Below are 17480 nucleotides of genomic sequence, written 5' to 3'. Positions count from 1 at the left end.
AGACCATGAACGACCCAACCACCGCGATCGAGGAGGTGACAACACTGCCCGAACTCATCGCCGCCTAAGCTTCAACCACTGACCTCAACCGGCAAAGCGAAAGCACACCACTCGAGGGGACGTCACCACCCCAGCCAAACCGGTTGCTCTTCTTGCTCGCGACATAAACGGTGGATCCTTGCCCAGGAACCGATCGGTAAGTCATGCGGAATGATTCAGCGCGGTGGAGAAGCGTGGTGCGAACACCCAAGACGCCCCCGTCCCCATCCAACTCGATGATGGTGAATTCACCCGCAGCGCCAACGGCCGCCCGCACAACCGACGACAGGCGCTCTGTCGGGACACCTACATCCACCGACCCACGGATCGTGACCCAATCAGACGCATCGACGCGTACAGCGTTGGAACTCATGGCCTCAAGCTACCTTCACCAATAAGCTTTCCGGAAGACGTCCCTCTAGGGCTCGCGCGTTCAGACTCCGATGGTGACCGTGACGAGTCTCCTCCCCTGCGGCCGCATCGCCGCGTAAAGTTCGCTACATGAGTCAGCGCAAGTCGTGGGTAGCAGCGGTTCTTGCCGCCGTCGGGGTTCTGGTGTCATTCGTTCTATTGCGCTGGGCGGCCATCGAACTGTTTGCTACCGCCAGGCGCACACAATTTCAAGCTCGACCCGAGCTGGAGAATTGGGCCAATCCGTATTCAGGGCTCGAGTTGCAAGGCAGCGTAACCGCGTTCATCACGCTCCTTACAGTCGTACTCGTCGTTGCGCTCGCTCGTCACATTCGCCGCCGGGCACTGACGCGGGCGGATCGCTAACCAGCTCGAGCTCGTCCCGTAGAACGCCCGTCTTGTGAACGGCCAATACGAGAGCGCCGTCCTGAGACGCTCCTTAGATGGCGGGGATGTCGACGGCTCGCCATCGACGCCCGTGCTGTCCGAATCAACTTCCTGCGTGGCAGTCTGGCCAGGCCGAAGTGCCGGTGCGCCGTATTTCAGGAGAACTGCCGGACGCGCTGCCAACCTGGATCGAGCGAGTGTGTTTTTCCCGCAGGCTCACCGGGCCGGAAGGAATCGATGATGTCGCGGGCATTCTGGTCCTCGGAGTCGGTGTACACGTGAAATGAGCGCTGGCCTTCGGATGTCTCGAACGCGACGAGAAGTCCTCTTGCGCCGATCGCTTCGATGAGACCGTACTCGTAGCTCCGAAGTGCTACTAGAGCGTCGGGCCCGGGTAGGCCGTCCTCTCGATCCACCAGGTAGGGCAGCACAATCTCGGTATGCAGATCAAGCAGGGGATGATCGATCCACTTCATTGGACGGAGGGCAATGACGATAGAGGGATTGCCCGCCGCGGTCCTCGAATCCGTAATAGCCCATTCAGGCTCGGCGTTCTGAGCGGCCAGTTTTTCTACAGCTTTAAGCAGTGCGCTGACCGGAACGCTTCCTTCGGGATCGTTGAGAACCGTCTCGATGCCGCCGAGCCACCGTTCGACGTCATCTTCACCCAACAGCCAGTCCAGGAGCAGAAACGTCACCCGTCGGGAGTCCTGCAAACCGAGCGTCACGAATCTTGGGTTGAAGATTTGCACGTCGAAGGACTGACGCTCTTCATCGACCCGGAATGCGACGCGAGACTGGCCGAGCTCGATCGACGTGCCTTCGAACTGAACGGCCGAACTAGACAGTGCCTCATCCCGCTGCCGAGCGGCCACGAACTCCCACGTATCCGTCGCGGGCGGCGCAGCGCGAGCCCACCTTTCGACCAAAGGCCGCAGTTCCGCAACTCCGGCAGCCGTGACGCAGAGCGCATGTTTCGCGAGCCTGCCTTTGCTGGTTTCCCATTGCAACTCGGAATCGATCGCCGCGACCTTCGCCGAGATCTGGTCCGGCAACGACCCATAGTCGCCATTCGCGATCGCGGCCGTGAAGAGGCCTTCACCCGTTGCCGTCCACCACCGCCAGAACTCATCAATAGGAGACAACGGCACCGGGTTCTCCCGCCGCTTAAATAGGCCCACGCCATACCCCCACGACTACACAACTCACAACTCAGTAGGACTGAAGTCTGGCACAGCGAGTCGACCCTACTCTGCAAGCGGATTCACCCTCCTGCGATCCGCATCAGACGACACCCGGAAGATGCAGCGCGCGGCGTCCCGGTGAACGTCCGGCCGGCGGCGCGCTACTTCGGAAAAAGGGTCGACCGGCTAGAGGTGTCGGATGCGCCGCATGAACGGCCTATCCCGCGAGCCGGAGTGTGCCCAAGAGTATTATTCTGAGTCATGATGAACCCAAGGCCGGCACCTAGGCAGTACAGCGGGTGGCGCCTTGTGCTCTGGGGCGGAGTCGCTATTCTGGCCGGCGTATCCATCGCAGCGATCCTGTGGATCACCAATCTGAACTTTGGAACTACGACACCTTTTCTCGCTATCGGCCTAGTTATCGGTGGTCTGATTTTTACCGGCATCGGCCTTGTCCACGTGATCAGTGGGAAACCCTACGTTGATGATTCCAACGTACACAGAGCGTTCAAAGCAGAACAGCGCAAGGCCCTCCTGGAACAGCAGAAACGAAGCTCTGAACAGGGCAGGTGAATCCGGGAGTCAGAAGCGTCGCGTCGCGACCTCAGACCGTGCTGAACACCTGAACGCATTGCCCGTCAGCCCGCGCGCCCGGTTGTTGCTCCGCTTATGGCCCGCCTTGCGGATAGGTGTCGTCAAGCCCGGTCAGGTCGGCGCTGGCTATTCCTCTAGGTAAGCGACCTAGCTTCACTCAGAGCGTGGCTTGTACTTCTGAAACGCTGCCGTGATCGGAGTTACGCCGAGTATGGCGACCAAGATGCCCCAGTTGTTGCCACTGAAGATCATCACCACGCCAACGATAAAAAGAATGACGCCGAGAACTATGAGGAACGCCTTCATGGGAGCTGGCAGCGATTGTCGACGGGGTTCACTGGCAGGGTTCGTCATATGCAAAGACTATTCGTTCGATGCTTGGGAGAGGTCGGACGATATGGCAGTGCGGGATCCGGTGCCGAACCGGGCCAATTCACCCGAAAAGCATTCCAGTAGAGCAGCTGGAGAATTTGAACCTCGTTCGTCCGCGTTGAGCGTCGGCGCTACGGCCCACCCGGTCCGACCGCAGTTCAAACAGTTTGCGACCGTTTGCCCCCCACCCCGATCTGCTCGACTAGCGTTGGCTCATGAACAAAGCAGGCCAGTTCGGAACCCTAGAGCTTGAGATCAAGATAGGGACAAGAACCGTATTGATCACGGTCGGCGCTAATGAGTTCGGCTGGCAGACCGGCCTTGAAGAGCATTTCGACAACAAGCTACGTTTCGAAGGCGAACCAACCATCGTCACTGTCCCTGGATCGACAGCAAACTCAGGAGCAGCGGTCATTCGCGCCATCTACCGTCCCGAGTAGAGTCCGCGAAATGCGACACGGGCGGCTACATTTGGCGAGTGACGGATTCTAATCTCGACGTGATCGACGGCACGCTCCGCTTCACGAGCAGCGTTGGCGGCCAGATCTCATCGCAAGGGAAGCCGATCGAAGTGTCGGTCCTTCGTGCCACGCTGACGCCTGATCGCCAATCTGCAGTAGTCCTGCTCGACTGGTCTGAGATGCAAGACAACCGAGCCCACAATCTGATCCGCGTCGACTGCAAGGGGGCCGTCCTTTGGACTGCTCCCTTGCCGCACTCATCAACAACCGACTGCTACACCGACTTCGACCTCGATAGCGCCGGCCTCGCGGCAAGTACCTGGCAGGGTTACCGCGTCCCCGTTGCTCTCGACGACGGCAAGATTCAGGAACTCAAGTTCACAAAGTAGGAAACACGATTCGAACCGCACGGGACCGTCCCGCAGAACGCCGGCCATCCGGAATTGTCTCGGCTGAGGATTCTCGTGTGCCCGCGTTCTTCCTCCCGGGCTGGGTCGTAGGCGAGCAGTCGCGGATAGTCGTCGCACCAGCACCGCCATGTGCGGTAGTTCTGCACTTTGCCAAGGGCGTGCGTGAGGGCGTCGCGGTTGGGCCGGATCATGCCGCCGAGCTCGATATTCGCCGTCGCCCGCCGTATCCCCGGGAGCGCCGACCGGAGGATCTCGAGCAGCGCGGTATCGCGCGTGCCGATCACCTCCCATGACGCCTGCCAGATGCGGTTAGGGTCGTGGGAGAGCAGATCGCTGAGCGTGTCGGTCACCCGGACAGGATACGAGGCGCCGGGATGGTAGCTTCCCAGATCGCGTTTTCAGCGGGTATAGGGGCTGCGCTTGTGCACTCGCGATCGATCGTTTACTAAAGGCCATTGGGGAAGCCGATAGGGTGCAGCCGCTTTGCCCATGCAAGACCTGCCAGTTCTCCATAAGTGACATCGCCTCCCTTACCACCCTGAACCTCGACGAGCTCGCCGAAGGCCAACTCGTCCCCATCCCCGCAGCGCGCGCTGAGGAGCGGCGGGCGGGCTGGGTGCCGCTTCTGTCACGCACCAATGTCCGCCTCGACCACGCAGCCGACTGAACACGGAGGGTGCTGCCCGGTGCGAGGGTCAGGCCTCGAGCTGCTGCTCGATCTCAGCCATCAGGGTCCGTGCGGTTGCGGCGTCTTGTCTGAAGCCGGCCTCGGCGTAGCTGCCGGGTTCGCGGTCGCGCTCGTCGTCGGCGTGATGCTCGAGCGTGGTCGCGTAATCCGCCAACGCGTTCACCAACACCGCGTAGCGGGCATCCCGCTCTGACGTCAGGTCGAGCACAACAACACTATTCATACCTGCATCCTCCCAGTCATCAGTAGCACCGGCCAGACCCGGCACACACCAACCCCTCCCCCACTACCGGTCGTTGCTCTCACGCGGGACTTTTCGGACGTCGGCGACAGCGCGGCTGAGGTCCACACCGATATGGTCGGCCTCGACCACCCGCCCGTAACTCTTCGTACCTTCCGGTCCCCAGCTGGCGGTGTGTTCTCGTCCGACGACGATGACCGCGTCGCCCTTCCGCAGGGTCGCTGCTGTGTTCTCTCCGAGCTCGAACTTTGCCTCAACGAAATGGGTTGTCGCATCCGGGTGCAGCAGGTACTTCCCACCCCGGTACTCCCCCGTGTCCTCGATCACCCGAAGCTTCGTGATCTTCACCCGGCCGGCCTGCACGACCTCCGGGTCGACCGCGAGATTACCGATGATCGTTCTGCTACTCACGGGGCGCCTCCTGGCTGTCCGGGTCGTTCTCGCCGGGTCTTCGCCGGCAGTGGGTGTGGGTGCCTGATCAGTCTCGGCAGTCGTGGTGTCGGTGGTGATGCCCCAGGAGGCCAGTGCGGCCGCCCGGGTGACCTCGACAGGTGGTTCAAGCAGTTGGCGGCGCTGCTCGAGCTCCGCGAGGGTGACGGTGTCGGCGGGGATGCGGCGTTCGTCGACGTACGCCTTCCGGTAGTACCGGTCAGCGAGGTCCTCGAGCGTGTCGATCTCGGCCTGCCGGTCCGTGTACCCGGCGAGAAACCCCGCCCGGTAGTCATCGCTGCCCGTGTCTGGGGTGCTCATGGGGTGTGGGCCACGATCCTGTCGGGCCGGAACCCTGACCAGTGGTCATTGTCATCGACCACCACCACCGGCGCCTGGCTATAACCCAGCTCCTGAGTGATATACCCCAACGCCGCAGCATTCTCCGTCACGTCCACCACCCGGTACGTGATGCCCCGGCTGTCCAACGCCCGATACGTAGCCCGGCACGCAGCACAATCCGGTTTGACATAGACAACGACTGTTGTTGCACTCATGGTTTCCGCTTCTTCCCACCAACACTATTTTTTGCCTGTCTGGCGGAAGGAATCATTTGCGAGCGGGAGCGCCGGAAGTGCCAGGACGTGGAATACCGGACAAGCACCGCGAAGGAGGAAATGCCGCGAAAGCCTTGCACGGACGGCGCGAAAGCGACCTACGGTCATTGGCCAGACAGGTAACGGCCCTACAAATTCCATCACGCAGCCCAGAGTAACTAACTTACAGACTTACGAAGTTCCGCCTCGTTGGAGCCCTGGAGCTTGTCTGCACGCTCTAGTAGCAAATCAATGGCGACACGAATGAGGGTGTTTTCCGTGATCCGTTCACCTCCCTCGTTCTTAGCCCGACTCAGAGCTCGGGAGTATTCGGTGAGTCTCGCGTACTGGTCGGAGCGCAGGCGCGTCTCTTTACGTTCGAGTCGCATGTAGAGCGGACCGGCCGGCTGCTTGGAATCTTTGCTTCGGGCACTGGCTGCACCCTCGGAAAGTTGAGGGTCTGAGTTACTGCGAGCAGGCTTCTTCACCGATTTGGGGCCAGTCCGCTCTCTCCGCGGCTCCTCCCCCCTAGCACCACTGTCGATGATCGAATCGTCTTCCTCGAGCCGACCTAGCATTGCGGACAAATCAGCTCTTGCCATTGGCAGACCCTTCTTTCGGGACTTCGTTCGACCAAATTGCCATGAGCTCCAAAGCAACATGGGTGTAATCAAAGATTGCGTTGGCGTTCTGGCGGGTATCCGCGTACTGGGTCACGACGCGGCCCTCCAAGGGAGCGTCTGCATGAGCCGCATAAAGCCGAACGTACTGCCGGAATCGCGGCAGCTTCAGACCTTCGTCTATGAGGTGTTCCCAATCGTCTAGCTGACCTGCGCGGCGACGGTCGATCTTGCTGAGAAGGACCCGAAAGGGAAGATTACGTGGAGCAATATGCTGCTTGATCGTCCTGACCATTGCAGGAGTGTTAAGTGGTTCAGGATTTAGGGGCAAGATCACGAAGTCCGAAGCGTCAAGGACGGCGGCCAGAACTCGCGTGTCTTCCAAACTGCCGGGGGTGTCGACGAAGATGGTGTCGTACGGAAGCTCGCGAAGCCTTACTAGATTTCCTGGGTCCACGTCTGCCGCGAAGTCGAACGGGAGGTTATCTCCGGCATTCTCAGCCCACCATGTAGTCGACTTCTGAGGGTCAACGTCGACTACAAGAACCCGGGAATGCTTCGACATCACGGCGGCCAGATTCATCGTGGTCGTGGTCTTTCCGACCCCACCCTTTTGACCGACGAGGCAGACAATTCGCATGAGACCATTCAACTCGGCACGCCTTCGATCCGTGTGCGGTAAGACGGCGTGTCGGAGTCTGTAACTCACTGAGTCACGCACTTACGGAGTTACGGACTAACGCACTTACGGACTTACGGACTTACGGACTTACGGACTTACGGAGTTACGGAGTTACGGAGGTACGGAGTTACGGAGGTACGGACTAACGGACTAACGGACTAACGGACTAACGGACTAACGGACTAACGGACTAACGGACTAACGGACTTACCGTCACAGACTGATAGCACATAAGCCTGCCGACCTGCGGATTCAGGATCCCAGGTCTACTACTGACAGAGCCACGAGTTACTGCGCCGGGACCGATAGAAGTATTGGCGAAGTATTTGGTCGACCCTAAATCGCGAGGCATCAGATTCGAACGGCCATGCGGGGGAGACACATAACAGGGCTCAGACCTTCCCTGCCAAACCATAAAGCCCACCCCGATCACGAACAACGGTCTCTAACAGATAGCTAGCCCCCTGTAATCGGCCACCTCGGCAAATCCTCAACTCTGTAACTTACTGAGTTCGTAAGTTGCCAAGCAACATTCGAACCATGCCGAATCACAGAACAGTCAACTCTCTGCAAGATGAGCATCAGTGAAAACGCGCCCAGATGCCTCATGACTCTCAGTCACTCGATCCCCAAGCGAGATAACAATCCATCGTCGCACTCTGAATTCACGGCCGCTCGGACGGCCCGTAGCGACCCGCAGAACAACTCGCCCCATGAAGCCACCTCTAATCCTCCACTCACGCGGCGCTTGAGTACCAAAGCGATCCTGGTACCAACATTCCGTTGCTCGCCCAGTAGCGTGCCTCTTTGTGATCGCCTCGACCGTCCGCAGCTCGTGGGTAGCGAGGCCATTGCCGTTCGCCTGGAACATCGTCCACGAATTGCAGCGTGCGGCTCGACACGTGGGGTCTTCTGGTTCGGCGTCTCGGCACGGAGTTCATCTGGTTCACCTCGGCCAACCACCACGCCCACACTTCGCGCTCATTTCGGTAGCGATTCGCCCGAGCACGGAGCAGGCCCGCCACGCCGATCAGGCGGGCTGCATGGTCTCTGAGATCTCTCTTTGACCTCGCCCAACCATCAGGGTGTCGAATGATCAGCTTGTAGTGGCGTAGCCGGCTAAAGACGGTGATGGTGTGCCTCGTCGAGACACCCAGTAACCATGCAGCGGACTCGACAGTTAGCGCGGAGGAGTGGCGTAGCAAGGCGTAGACCTTCCCCGCAAGGTGGCCGAGGCCAGCACGCGTAAACAGATCGTGTCGTTGATCGGTCAGCAGCTGCTCGAGGGTGGCCACCTGATCGGCTCTGGTATTGAAGAGTTCGGTAGGGGGGCGGGGGTTATGTAATGGCTGTGACCGGACCGTTCCTGCTGCTGTGGAAAGCTCCGGGGTTAGGCGCCATTCGGCGGCGTTGCCGCCATCGCTGGTGCTGATCCGGGCCAGCAGGTCCTGCCCTGCAAGCGCCGTGAGGGCGGTGGCTGCGGTTGTCCGGCCAAGTCCTGTCATCAGGGCGAGGTCACGGATGGAGGCGGCGACGACGCGTTTCCCGGTCTGCAGGGACAGGTACGCAACAGCGGCGAGGATCGAGCGCTGCGACTGCGCCGCCTCCGACGTGCCCCACCGGCCGGGGGCGACCTGAAAGGAGCTCAGGACGGCGTCCACGGCCCGGACGATGCCATCCAGCTCGGTGAGGTCAGCAGGGGTTCGGCCGGCCTGGGGGAGGGGTCGCTGGATCGCGGCGTACTGCTGCGCCTTCTCCCACTGCCGACCCAATCGCTCCACAGCTTCCGCCGCGCTTCGGGTACGGCGGCCGCCGCGGCCGGTGTTCTTGCTCCGGTAATGCTCCATCCCTGGCGCTGTCTTCGCGGCGTGCTGCACATCGGCGTACTGCCAACCTGCGTGCGCGGCCGCGAGGAGGCACATGAACCCCGTCCACGACGGATTGCTGCCGCCTCCGATCGTGGCCATATGCGCCGTCCCGGAGGCGCTTAATGGCCGATGCGCGCTGTGCCGGGCATCAACCGGGCCAGACGGCGCCGACTCGATTGACCGAACCGCAGGCTTCCGTACGTCCAGCACCCGCGCAAGATCCGCCACCATGTCCGCAGTCGTGGACGGGGCAAGTAGAACGTCGATCCGGCCACGGAGCACGCTCGAGGCGGAACCGTCCCGGTGCGGAGAGAGAGGGGGACGCGCAGCACCGGTCCGCGCGTTGTGGGGTGTTGGTAACGGTGCTGTCATCGGCCCCAACGGGGATTTTTGTTCGAGGTCTCGGTGTCGGCTGCGACCCGGGATAGTGTCCGAGTATGGACTCAGCCGTTGTTGATGTTGATGAGCTGGTCGAGTTCTGGACTCTGCTCGAGGTCGATCGTGAGCTGTTGATCGGTAAACGTGGTGCCACGGCCCTGGGTTTCGCGTTGTTGCTTAAGCACTACAGCCGGCATGGTCGGTTCCCGCGTGGCCGTTTAGATGTGCATGATGTCGTGATCGATTTCGTGGCACGCCAGGTTGGTGTGGACGGTTCCGTGGTCGGCTCCTATGCGTGGTCTGGCAGCACGATTGAGTACCACCGTGCCCAGATCCGCGCTCACCTTGGCTTCCGAGTTGCCACTATTGCGGACCAGGAAGAGGGGGCTGTCTGGCTCGCTGTGAACGTGGCCCACGCCGAGCGGCGACCCGAGCGGGTCAGGGAGGAGCTCCTGGCCCATTTCAGAGCGCAACAGATCGAGCCTCCCACTCCCGGTCGGGTGCTGCGCATCGTGCGTTCAGCCTTACGCGTGGCTGAGCAGGCCTGGTCGCTGCGGATCTCGCAGCGTCTGGATCCGCCCACGGTGGGCCGCCTGTTGAATTTGCTGACGCCCGAGGAGGGTGCCGTCGAGGACGGAGTTGGCGAGTCAGGTACCGTTCTGGGGTCGATCAAGTCTGCGCCGGGCAACGTGAGCTTGGAGTCGATGATGGCCGAAATCGGCAAACTTCAGGCGGTCCGTGCCGTGGGGCTGCCGGATGGTTTGTTCGCCGACGTGGCGCCGAAGGTTCTGGATGGGTGGCGGGCTCGGGCCGCTGTCGAGGCGCCTTCGCATCTGCGCCGACATGCTCAGCCGTTGACCCTGACCGTGCTCGCGGCGTTGGTCCATCAACGTGAACGGGAGATCACCGACACGCTGGTGGAGTTGCTGATCGCCACGGTGCACCGTATCGGTGCCCGCGCGGAGCGGCGGGTCACCAACGAGTTGATCAATGCGTTCAAACGAGTCACCGGCAAGGAGAACATTCTCTTCTTGATCGCTGAGGCAGCGTTGGCGAAGCCCGACGGAGCGGTGCGGGAAGTGGTCTTCCCTGCAGTGGCTGGCGGCGAGCAGACGCTGCGGGAGCTGGTCCACGAGTTCAAGACGAACGGTCCGGTGTATCGGCGCACAGTCCAGACCACGCTGCGGGCTTCATACACTGGGCATTACCGGCGCGGCCTGATCGCACTGCTGGAGGTGCTGGAGTTCCGCAGCAGTAACACCGTCCACCGCCCGGTGATCGATGCCTTGACGCTGATCAGGCGGTATGCCAAGACCGCCAACCTGACCTACTACCCGCTCGGGGAAACGGTTCCCGTCCATCGCGGTACCGCCGGAGACTGGTCGGACCTGGTCTACCGCACCGACACCCGAGGGCGGGGTCGGGTGGCCCGGATGGTCTATGAAGTAGTCACATTGCAGGCGTTGCGGGAGCAGTTGCGGTGCAAGGAGATCTGGGTGGTGGGTGCGGACTCCTGGCGTGACCCGGATGAAGACCTACCCCAAGACTTCGAGCAGCGGCGCAGTGAGAACTACCGAGAGCTGCGCAAGCCACTTGATCCCACTGTTTTCATCGATGATCTGCGACGGGAGATGACGGACGCCCTTACCGCGCTAGATTCTGCGGTCCCGTCGCTTGACTGGCTGAGCATCACCGATCGGCCCTCGGGTGCGATCACGTTGACGAAGTACGAAGCTGCCCCCGAGCCCCGCAATCTGCGACGCGTCAAGGACGAGGTGCAACGACGGTGGGGCACGATTGCCCTGGTCGACATGCTCAAGGAAACGGTGCTGCGCACCGGCTGCCTGAACGACGCCACCGCCGGAAGCGGCACCCTCGACGTCGAAGTGTTGGCGGAACGGTTGATGCTGGCCATCTACGCCTACGGGACCAACACAGGTATCCGCGCGGTCGCCGCTGGCGGCGGTCATGGCCACACCGAGGATGAAATCCGTTACGTCCGGCGCCGCTACCTCACCCGCGACACCGCGCAGGCCGTCGCGATTGCTATCGCCAACGCCACATTCGCGGCGCGCCGCACGAGCCTCTGGGGTGAGGGCTCCACTGCGGTCGCATCGGACTCCACACACTTCCCTTCCTACGATCAGAATATTTTCACCGAGTGGCACTCCCGGTACGGCGGCCGCGGGATCCTCATCTACTGGCACGTCGAACGAGGGTCAATGGTCGTGCACTCCCAAACGCTGCGGGCTTCCGCCTCGGAGGTCCACGCAATGATCGAGGGTGCGATACGCCACGGCACGACGATGAAGGTTGAAGGCAACTACGTCGACACCCACGGCCAGTCCGAGATTGGTTTCGCCATCACCCGACTGCTCGGCTTCGACCTGCTGCCACGAATCAAGCAGATCAACAAGGTCCGCCTGTACCGGCCGGCCTCCGGTCAGCCCGACGCGTTCCCGCAACTCACCCCAGCCCTCACGCGTCCGATCCGCTGGGATCTCATCGAGCAAAACTACGACCAGATGATCAAGTACGCGACCGCAATCAGACAGGGCACCGCCTCAACCGAAGCGATCTTGCGCCGCTTCACCCGCTCAGCCGCCCACCCCACTTATCAGGCGATGCTGGAAGTCGGGCGGGCCCAACGCACCATCTTCGTCGCCAGATTCTTGCGCAGCCGCGAACTCCAACGCGAGATCACCGAGGGACTCAACATCGTCGAAGCGTTCAACGGCGCGAACGCAGTCATCTACTACGGCAAGGGCGGTGAGATCGCATCCAACCGCCAAGACGAACAGGAAATGAGCGCGTTGTGCCTGCGGATTCTGCAAGCCGGTCTCGTCTACGTGAACACGCTCATGCTCCAAGACGTACTCGCCGAAGACGCCTGGGCTGGCCTGCTCACCACCGAAGATCGACGCGGTCTCACCCCACTGTTTTGGCAGCACGTGCTCCCATACGGCGAAGTGAAGCTCGACATGACCACACGCCTCAGCATTCGAACCACCGGGCCTGCCAGCAGCTAATAAGGCGGATCCTTCGACTTGTCACACATTCGCGAGTCGGTCCGTTCACAGGGCGTCGAACCCGACCAGCTCTACGAAGATCAGGCCTCCGGAGGGAAGGATGACCGGCCCGCACCTCGCCGCGTGCCTGAAAGCACTCCGTAACGGTAACACCCTGCTGGTCTGGAAACTCGACCGGCTCGGCTGAGACCTACGCCACCTCGTCAACACTGTTCATGACCTCACCAACCGTGGGATCGATTTGAAAGTCCTCACCGGCGAACGCGCCGCCATCGACACCACAACAGCCTCGGGGAAGCTCGTCTTCGGCGTCTTCGGCATCTTCGCCGCGCTGGCTGAATTCGAACGCACCCTCATCTCCGAACGCACCATCGCTGGCCTCGCAGCGGCACGCGCTCGAGGCATAAACGGCGGACGCCCCTACAAAATGACGGCAGCGAAAGTCCACCTGGCCATGGCCGCGATGGGGCAGAAAGAAACCCGTGTTGGTGACCTCTGCAAAGAACTCGGCTAACCAGGCAAACGCTCTACCGTCACGTCTCGCCATCCGGGGAAATACGACCCGACGGCGCCAAGCTGACAGCAAAGACTCGCACAGCTACGCCCTAACTGAGTGCACTTCAAAACGCGCCCAGCCATCGGACTCTACGGATTGGGGACTGAGTTGGTCATGGGAACTCGTTGGGTTGATCTGGTGTGGATGACTGATGGGAGGAACTCCGCCGGCTCGGCGTCAGTGCTGCCGAGCCGGCTATGGGTACTGATGGGCCGGTTAGGCCGTTGCGGTTCCGAAAGCTTTGCGGAAAGCTCGGATCGCCTGTTCGATGGCGGCGGTCGTGCCCTGGGTGACGCGCTCCGGGTTGAGCATCATGAAGTCGTGCGTGACGAAGTTGTAGCGCACGCTGGTCGTGGGGACGCCGGCTTGAACGAGCTTGGCGGCGTATGCTTCCCCTTCGTCACGGAGCACATCGTTCTGGTCCACGATCAGAAGAGCCGGAGGCAGCCCCCGCAGATCGTCGAGGGTGGCCTTCAGGGGCGACGCGGTGATCTCTGAGCGTCGGCTGACGTCCGGGAGGTACGCGTCCCAGAACCACGCCATGCTTTTTGCGTACAGGAATGGTCCGTCGGCGAAGATGCGGTAGCTTTCGGTGTTCTGGTCGGCGTCGGTGACCGGGTAGTACATCGATTGGTGCACGAAGGTGACGTCGCCGCGCTGCTTGGCGAGGATCGCCAGCGCTGCGGTCATGTTGCCGCCCACGGAATCGCCGGCAACAGCCATCCGGGATGCGTCCAGGCCCTCACTAGCGCCGTTCTTAGTGATCCACTGGGCGGTGGCGTACGCCTGCTCGATGGCGGTCGGGTACTGGGCTTCGGGTGACCGGTCGTACTCGACGAAGGCGAGTGCGGCGTTCGCGCCGGCGCAGAGTTCGCGGATGAGACGGTCGTGGGTTCCGGAGTTGCCAAGGATCCAGCCGCCGCCGTGCACGTAGAGGATGACGGGGAGGGTGCCGGTTGCGCCCTTGGGCTTGATGATGCGGACTTTCACGTCTCCGACGGCGGCGGGGACGGTGATCCATTTGTCGTCGCCGATCTCGACTTTCTCGATCGGTGCGGCCTGGAGGTCGTCGAGGACCTTGCGGGCGGCGTCTACGCCGATTTCGTAGAGATAGGGCGGGTTGGCGGTGGCGTCGGCGATGACCTGCGCCCCGGGCTCGAGAACGACTTTCGACATGGTGGTTTCCTCTTCTTTGACTGGCAGTGTTGGTGGCGACGCGGCGGTGACGTGCACCGTTGTGTCGTTGGTGGGCCCTCGAACCGGTCGGCGTGGAGGGCTATCTTCGGTTGGTAGTGACAGGTTCTCGCGTATGGTCGCCGAATACAGCCCCGGCAGTGGCCGTCTTTGAGTGACGGCTAGCGGGGTGCGCGCGTACCCGCTAGCAGGGTGCCAGCGCGTGAGAGCGGGGCACCAGTGCGACTTCTTGACGAAGGCCGGGTGCTCGGCACCCCGGCTCTTCCCACTTCAACACCAGAGCTCAGACCGTGGGGAGTCCGCGACTGGTCAGTGCGCTTGGTTCAGATAGGTGAGTACGGCGAGTACTCGTCGGTGACTGGTGTCTTCACTGCCGAGATCCATCTTGGTGAGGATGCGATGGACGTGTTTTTCGACGGTGCCTTCTGTGAGATAGAGGGCCTTGCTGATCCCGAGATTGGATCGACCCTCTGCCATGAGCACGAGCACTTCTCGTTCTCGGGCAGTGAGCAGATCCAGGGGGTTACGAGTGCGGCGGGCTAGCACGAGCTCGTTCACGAGCGCCGGGTCGATGACCGATTCACCTGCAACAATGCGGTCAAGTGCCGCGATGAAGGTGTCGATCTCGGTGATGCGTTGCTTGAGCAGGTAGCCGATGCCGGAGCCCGTGGCGAGGAGGTCAATGGCGTGCTCAACCTCCACGTACGACGAGAGAACGAGAATTCGGACGTCCGGGCAAGCCGCTCTGACCGCTTTGGCGGCGACGAGTCCTTCGATCGTGTTGGTGGGGGGCATCCGGATGTCGATGATGAGCAGGTCGGGCTGCAGATCACGAACGACGTCGAGAACCCCGATGGCGTCGGAAGCCTGCGCGATGACGTCGAGTCCTGTGCGAACGAGAAGGCTGGCCAGGCCTTCCCTCAACAGCACGTCGTCATCGACGACGACTACTCGAGTTCCCATACGCTCCGGCCTCTGTCGCTAACTCAGCTTTCGCTGCATTCTTGGTTATGCACCTTCCCCAGATTAGTCACCAGGAACCGGTCGGAGTCGAACGCTATGGATGAGTCCCTCGAGGAAGACCTCAAAAACGAGCTAGCGGCCCTGCGTGCGGGTGCCGCGTTGGCAGCCCAGGGAGCTTCCCCTCGGGTGGTGTTGGAGACCGCCGCCGGCCAGATGACTCACGTGCTGAGGGCGGATTTCCTCGAGATTCTGCGCATAGATCACAGGAATAAAATCGTCGTGTTTGCCGCCTGGTCGGCAAAGGACGCGCGGATAATTGACCTTGATCACTGGCTCCTTGAAGACGATCAGCTAGCCCGGGAAGTGATACGCACGCAAAAGCCTGTTCGTCACGACTCCACCTCACGGCCGGCAGCAGCGGATCCTCCTTCAGAAGCGGAGACTTTCGCCATCACGTCGTCGGTCGGAGTTCCGATCGTGCTCGATGGCAAAGTGTGGGGAGCGGTACTCGTTCACTCAATCGGCGACGTTCCCTTCGCGGCGGACACGGAAGAGCGGCTCAGCCACTTCGACGCATCCATGAGTGCCGTGGTCACAAATATTCTAAGAACTGCGGCCGTGGAGCAGCTCATCGCCGAACAGGCGGCCCTGTTGCGGATTGCCGAGTTGGTCGCCCGAGAAAGCGCCGCCGAAGATATCTTCCACGCGGTCGCGGAGCAGCTGGGCCGGGTAACTCACGTGTCGGGCGCGCAGGTATTTCGATTCGACGATGAGGAGTTGGCGACGTCCGTGGGCAGCTGGGGGCCTGTGGACAGCGGGATCAAGGTCGGCCGTCAACTCAACACCCGCGGGAACAGCGTTACCGGTCAGGTTCGGGCGACCGGGTTGCCCGCGCGGGTGGAGGATTACAGCTCTGTCGAAGGTGAACTTGGAGCTCTCCAGCGCGGGGTTGGGATGCGCGCAGCGGTAGGGGCACCTATTCGTGCTGCCGGCCGGCTGTGGGGCGCGCTGGTCGTAGGGTCGATAGTCGAGGAACCACTTCCTGCGGAGACGGAAGAGCGAATGGCGAAGTTCGCTGACCTGGTCGGGGTGGCGCTGTCTAACTTGGACGCTAGAGACTCTCAACGGGTACTCGCCGAGGAGCAGGCGGCACTGCGACGCGTTGCCACGGTTGTCGCCCGCGAGGAGTGGGACGTTACGTTGCCGACGATCGTCCGCGAACTGGCGCTCCTGCATCGGGTCGAGGGGACCGTGATCATCCGGTACGAGGACAGCGAACTCGCCACGATCTTAGCCGCTTGGGGAGAGCCCGACCTAGCTCAATTCATCGGCAAGACACTTCCGTTTGGAGGGAGCAATCCCGGCGACTACGTCTGGCATTCCCAGCGACCCGCTCGGCAGCACGGCTTTACAGAAGGTGAGGGCCTTTTTGCAGAACTCTCGGTTCAGCTGGGAATCACCGAAACCCTCGCGGGACCGGTTTTTGTCGAGAACCGGCTGTGGGGAGCCATCGTCGTGGTCACAACGGGTCCTGGTCGGCTGCCTCCGGACACTGAGGCACGGCTTGGCCAGTTCGCGGAACTCATCGCCACAGCGATCGGGAGTATGAAGTCTCGGCTAGAGCTGATCGAATCTCGGGCTCGTATCGTTCAAACCGCCGACCAGACACGACGTCGGTTCGAGCGAGACCTCCACGACGGCATCCAGCAGCGCCTTGTTTCGATCTCGATGGACCTCCGAAACGTCGAGCAGCAGCTTCCTGCGGACGCCGTATCTCGTTTGCAGGTGTCGGAGATCGCCGACAACCTCGTTGCGGCGCTCGACGACCTTCGTGAGCTCTCCCGGGGAATACACCCGGCGATCTTGTCCGAGGGTGGCCTCGTCCCGGCGGCTCGTTCGCTCGCCCGGCGCTCCCCCATCCCTGTCACGCTGAACCTGCCACAACCCGGCCGACACCCAGACAGCGTCGAGGTCGCCGCGTACTACGTCATGTCCGAAGCTCTCGCCAACACAGCGAAGTACGCACAAGCAACCACCGCCGAAATAACAATCGCCCCCGTCGACAAATCTCTCGTCATCACCGTCAGCGACGATGGAATCGGGGGTGCCGACCACACCAAAGGATCCGGATTGATCGGGCTAGAGGACCGCGTGGAGGCTCTCGGCGGATCCCTCACGGTACACAGTCCGCCCATGGGCGGGACCACGATCACAGCCAAACTGCCAATGGTCTTCGTGTAAACGGGGTCTTGGGACTGTGCTGAATTCGGTGTTTCTGGCCTAACGCGTCGGGCGTGTGCCTGGCGGGGAAGGTGCCGTGATGACGACACTGGATGTTGTGAAGAGAAACAAGCCGGAGCCCTCTGCGGAGGAGCTCG

Annotated in this window: 17 protein-coding genes; 7 read left to right on the top strand and 10 right to left on the bottom strand. The window is 61.7% G+C overall.

Annotated elements, in window-relative coordinates; all coding sequences use genetic code 11:
• Window positions 1–540 precede the first annotated feature (540 nt).
• Window positions 541–816, top strand: coding sequence for a hypothetical protein (locus tag B7R22_RS18940; protein WP_147305461.1), 276 nt, complete (start codon window positions 541–543; stop codon window positions 814–816).
• Between the two features lie 176 nt (window positions 817–992).
• Here the strand turns inward: B7R22_RS18940 and B7R22_RS17955 are convergent, their stop codons facing one another.
• Window positions 993–2018: a DUF695 domain-containing protein gene (locus tag B7R22_RS17955; protein ID WP_116413064.1), complete on the bottom strand. Its 1026-nt coding sequence runs from the start codon at window positions 2016–2018 to the stop codon at window positions 993–995.
• Between the two features lie 264 nt (window positions 2019–2282).
• Here B7R22_RS17955 and B7R22_RS18935 point away from each other — a divergent pair, with 264 nt between their 5' ends.
• Complete coding sequence (locus B7R22_RS18935; protein WP_147305460.1) at window positions 2283–2594, top strand: hypothetical protein; 312 nt, start codon at window positions 2283–2285, stop codon at window positions 2592–2594.
• Window positions 2595–2768: 174 nt separating this feature from the next.
• Here the strand turns inward: B7R22_RS18935 and B7R22_RS18930 are convergent, their stop codons facing one another.
• Window positions 2769–2969: a hypothetical protein gene (locus B7R22_RS18930; protein ID WP_147305459.1), complete on the bottom strand. Its 201-nt coding sequence runs from the start codon at window positions 2967–2969 to the stop codon at window positions 2769–2771.
• 233 nt (window positions 2970–3202) lie between these two features.
• Between B7R22_RS18930 and B7R22_RS18925 the strand changes: the two genes are divergently transcribed.
• A complete protein-coding gene (locus B7R22_RS18925; protein WP_147305458.1) occupies window positions 3203–3427 on the top strand; it encodes a hypothetical protein in 225 nt (74 codons plus the stop codon).
• A gap of 59 nt (window positions 3428–3486) precedes the next feature.
• Entirely contained in the window at window positions 3487–3837 is a 351-nt protein-coding gene (locus B7R22_RS17950; RefSeq protein ID WP_147305457.1) for a hypothetical protein, read from the top strand.
• Here B7R22_RS17950 and B7R22_RS17945 read toward each other — a convergent pair.
• The 6 genes from B7R22_RS17945 to B7R22_RS17910 all read right to left on the bottom strand — a co-directional run bounded on the left by B7R22_RS17945 (window position 3813) and on the right by B7R22_RS17910 (window position 9081).
• Window positions 3813–4208: a hypothetical protein gene (locus tag B7R22_RS17945; RefSeq protein ID WP_116413062.1), complete on the bottom strand. Its 396-nt coding sequence runs from the start codon at window positions 4206–4208 to the stop codon at window positions 3813–3815. The genes B7R22_RS17950 and B7R22_RS17945 overlap by 25 nt on opposite strands.
• Window positions 4209–4553: 345 nt before the next feature.
• Window positions 4554–4769, bottom strand: a complete 216-nt coding sequence (locus tag B7R22_RS17935) for a hypothetical protein (protein WP_147305456.1) — start codon at window positions 4767–4769, stop codon at window positions 4554–4556.
• Between the two features lie 63 nt (window positions 4770–4832).
• Window positions 4833–5537, bottom strand: a complete 705-nt coding sequence (locus tag B7R22_RS17930) for a single-stranded DNA-binding protein (protein WP_116413059.1) — start codon at window positions 5535–5537, stop codon at window positions 4833–4835.
• The gene (locus B7R22_RS17925) at window positions 5534–5773 is read right to left on the bottom strand and encodes a glutaredoxin domain-containing protein (protein ID WP_116413058.1); all 240 of its coding nucleotides are present in this window, start codon (window positions 5771–5773) and stop codon (window positions 5534–5536) included. Before B7R22_RS17925 ends, B7R22_RS17930 begins: the two co-directional genes overlap by 4 nt.
• 627 nt (window positions 5774–6400) lie before the next feature.
• Complete coding sequence (locus tag B7R22_RS17915) at window positions 6401–7072, bottom strand: ParA family protein (protein WP_116413057.1); 672 nt, start codon at window positions 7070–7072, stop codon at window positions 6401–6403.
• A 779-nt stretch (window positions 7073–7851) separates the two neighbouring features.
• The gene (locus B7R22_RS17910) at window positions 7852–9081 is read right to left on the bottom strand and encodes a hypothetical protein (RefSeq protein ID WP_116413056.1); all 1230 of its coding nucleotides are present in this window, start codon (window positions 9079–9081) and stop codon (window positions 7852–7854) included.
• Window positions 9082–9419: 338 nt separating this feature from the next.
• Between B7R22_RS17910 and B7R22_RS17905 the strand changes: the two genes are divergently transcribed.
• Window positions 9420–12389: a Tn3 family transposase gene (locus B7R22_RS17905; protein ID WP_116413055.1), complete on the top strand. Its 2970-nt coding sequence runs from the start codon at window positions 9420–9422 to the stop codon at window positions 12387–12389.
• Window positions 12390–12630: 241 nt separating this feature from the next.
• Window positions 12631–12903, top strand: coding sequence for a recombinase family protein (locus B7R22_RS20490; protein ID WP_437184160.1), 273 nt, complete (start codon window positions 12631–12633; stop codon window positions 12901–12903).
• Between the two features lie 258 nt (window positions 12904–13161).
• Here B7R22_RS20490 and B7R22_RS17895 read toward each other — a convergent pair whose 3' ends face one another.
• Entirely contained in the window at window positions 13162–14121 is a 960-nt protein-coding gene (locus B7R22_RS17895; protein ID WP_116413054.1) for an alpha/beta hydrolase, read from the bottom strand.
• Window positions 14122–14448: 327 nt separating this feature from the next.
• The gene (locus B7R22_RS17890; RefSeq protein ID WP_116413053.1) at window positions 14449–15102 is read right to left on the bottom strand and encodes a response regulator; all 654 of its coding nucleotides are present in this window, start codon (window positions 15100–15102) and stop codon (window positions 14449–14451) included.
• A gap of 96 nt (window positions 15103–15198) precedes the next feature.
• Between B7R22_RS17890 and B7R22_RS17885 the strand changes: the two genes are divergently transcribed.
• Entirely contained in the window at window positions 15199–17343 is a 2145-nt protein-coding gene (locus B7R22_RS17885) for a GAF domain-containing sensor histidine kinase (RefSeq protein ID WP_116413052.1), read from the top strand.
• The last annotated feature ends 137 nt before the right edge of the window (window positions 17344–17480 follow it).

This window comes from Subtercola boreus (assembly GCF_003399635.1).
Classification (GTDB): Bacteria; Actinomycetota; Actinomycetes; order Actinomycetales; family Microbacteriaceae; genus Subtercola; species Subtercola boreus_B.
The sequence above is the reverse complement of the archived record's forward strand: the minus strand, read 5'-3'. Positions and strand labels throughout refer to the sequence as shown.

Excerpts from the sequence above, each read along its gene's own strand:
- B7R22_RS18940 (WP_147305461.1), top strand. The coding sequence starts at position 541 with ATGAGTCAGCGCAAGTCGTGGGTAGCAGCGGTTCTTGCCGCCGTCGGG.
- B7R22_RS18935 (WP_147305460.1), top strand. The coding sequence starts at position 2,283 with ATGATGAACCCAAGGCCGGCACCTAGGCAGTACAGCGGGTGGCGCCTT.
- B7R22_RS18930 (WP_147305459.1), bottom strand. The coding sequence starts at position 2,969 with ATGACGAACCCTGCCAGTGAACCCCGTCGACAATCGCTGCCAGCTCCC.
- B7R22_RS18925 (WP_147305458.1), top strand. The coding sequence starts at position 3,203 with ATGAACAAAGCAGGCCAGTTCGGAACCCTAGAGCTTGAGATCAAGATA.
- B7R22_RS17935 (WP_147305456.1), bottom strand. The coding sequence starts at position 4,769 with ATGAATAGTGTTGTTGTGCTCGACCTGACGTCAGAGCGGGATGCCCGC.
- B7R22_RS17930 (WP_116413059.1), bottom strand. The coding sequence starts at position 5,537 with ATGAGCACCCCAGACACGGGCAGCGATGACTACCGGGCGGGGTTTCTC.
- B7R22_RS17925 (WP_116413058.1), bottom strand. The coding sequence starts at position 5,773 with ATGAGTGCAACAACAGTCGTTGTCTATGTCAAACCGGATTGTGCTGCG.
- B7R22_RS17915 (WP_116413057.1), bottom strand. The coding sequence starts at position 7,072 with ATGCGAATTGTCTGCCTCGTCGGTCAAAAGGGTGGGGTCGGAAAGACC.
- B7R22_RS17910 (WP_116413056.1), bottom strand. The coding sequence starts at position 9,081 with ATGGCCACGATCGGAGGCGGCAGCAATCCGTCGTGGACGGGGTTCATG.
- B7R22_RS17905 (WP_116413055.1), top strand. The coding sequence starts at position 9,420 with ATGGACTCAGCCGTTGTTGATGTTGATGAGCTGGTCGAGTTCTGGACT.
- B7R22_RS17895 (WP_116413054.1), bottom strand. The coding sequence starts at position 14,121 with ATGTCGAAAGTCGTTCTCGAGCCCGGGGCGCAGGTCATCGCCGACGCC.
- B7R22_RS17890 (WP_116413053.1), bottom strand. The coding sequence starts at position 15,102 with ATGGGAACTCGAGTAGTCGTCGTCGATGACGACGTGCTGTTGAGGGAA.
- B7R22_RS17885 (WP_116413052.1), top strand. The coding sequence starts at position 15,199 with ATGGATGAGTCCCTCGAGGAAGACCTCAAAAACGAGCTAGCGGCCCTG.